The organism is Mesorhizobium sp. M1E.F.Ca.ET.063.01.1.1 (assembly GCF_003998155.1).
GTDB lineage: Bacteria > Pseudomonadota > Alphaproteobacteria > Rhizobiales > Rhizobiaceae > Mesorhizobium.
The window spans coordinates 1-1477 of the sequence record NZ_RZSC01001090.1; the positions used below are offsets into that span (position 1 = coordinate 1).

Below are 1477 nucleotides of genomic sequence, written 5' to 3' on the forward strand. Positions count from 1 at the left end.
GGTATCATTCCAAGACCGCCGACACATTCGGCGTCGCCCGCAACGACACCTACAATCTCTATCTGGCCTACTATCTCGGCTGGAGCGCCTACGGCCGCGGCAATCGCGGCGACGCCGGCGTGCAAAGCTACGCGCGCGCCACTGACCAGATGGCCCGCGACTACGTCACGCAGTTACGGCAGTGCGGCAGCTGACGGCGGCTTGCGGCTGACGCCGGCGCCGCGCTCTTAAAGCGCGTCGCGTCGAAACGGATTCGACCGACGCGCTTTAACCCTTTGTTTTGATGCATGTCTTTGTCCCAAAACCGGTTCCCACTTTCGGGAGACATTAGATCGCTATCGACTTAGCCCAAGATCCTGTGAAGAGATCGCGGGCCGCTTGTACCAGTCAAGACCAGCCGCGGCGTGGTCGATCGCAGCACGAACTTTTGCGGAAAGTTGGCGTGAGGCCGGATAGACAGCGAACAGCTCCCGCGGCGCAGGGCGCCAGCCGCCCAGCGGTATGTCGATCAGAGGTTCCGCAGAATTCCCCAAGGTGAGGCTTTCCGGCAGGTAGCCGATCCCCACGCCTCGGCGAACCGCCAAGGCGCCGAGCGCTAAATCGTCAACGACCGCACTTAAAATTCGCGGTCTGATTGTCGTTTGCTCACTCCCGAGGTCAAACGCCCACGAGGCGATGGGCGGTGTAAGAACACAGGGATGTGCAGCAAGCTCCTTTGGGTGGGAAAGGCGCATTATCCCTGGATGCCGATCCAGAAACGCCTGACTGGCGCACAGGACGTAGCGAACAGGCCATAGCTTGCGCGCGATGAAGCGTCCATCCCGCAAAGGGCCGAATTGGAACGCCAGATCGACGCCTTCCTCGATGAGATCGGGGGTGGCGTCGGTCAATCGAATATCCATGACCAAATCGGGATGGGCCGCAGCGAACTCGAGGAGATAGGGCCCAAACATCTCGGAGCACGCGAAATGGGGCGCCGTAATCCTGATCGTGCCCCGCAAATTCTGTCCATTCGCCGACAAGGCGTCGGCCGCAGCCTCGATTTCATCCACCGCCTGACCACAACGGTCGGAGAACGCGCGGCCATCGTCGGTCAGACTGACGGCTCGTGTGGTCCGCCGCAAAAGCTGCGTCTTCAATCGGGCCTCGAGCGCGGCGACCCGGCGGCTCACTGTGCTGACCGGTACGCGCAGCGATCGCGCCGCGCCCACGAAGCTCCCTTCGCGGGCAACTCTTAGGAAGATGGCCACATCGTCATAACTGAGCGTCATTATCTCACCAGTGCAAATGTGATTTCAAATTATCTATGATTGTTGCCGATATCAACGCCTCATACCTTGGGGGCCAGGCGCTGCTTTGCCGAGCGGCGATGGCGATCAACGGAAACTGGAGGCAGGCATGCACCTCGGGATCATCGGAGCGACCGGCAATATTGGCCAACGAGTCCTCGCCGAGGCCGTCAGTCGCGGCCACAAGA

2 protein-coding genes and 1 pseudogene are annotated in these 1477 nt (G+C 60.9%); 1 reads left to right on the forward strand and 2 read right to left on the reverse strand.

Annotated features, from left to right (window positions below; all coding sequences use genetic code 11):
* Positions 1 to 194 (forward strand): annotated as a pseudogene (locus EOA29_RS36275) (hypothetical protein); the annotation flags it as partial.
* A 141-nt stretch (positions 195 to 335) separates the two neighbouring features.
* Here EOA29_RS36275 and EOA29_RS36280 read toward each other — a convergent pair.
* Complete coding sequence (locus EOA29_RS36280; RefSeq protein WP_126093019.1) at positions 336 to 1271, reverse strand: LysR family transcriptional regulator; 936 nt, start codon at positions 1269 to 1271, stop codon at positions 336 to 338.
* Between the two features lie 4 nt (positions 1272 to 1275).
* Positions 1276 to 1477: hypothetical protein (locus EOA29_RS42460; RefSeq protein ID WP_210213219.1), on the reverse strand; the 202-nt coding region annotated here is incomplete at its 5' end.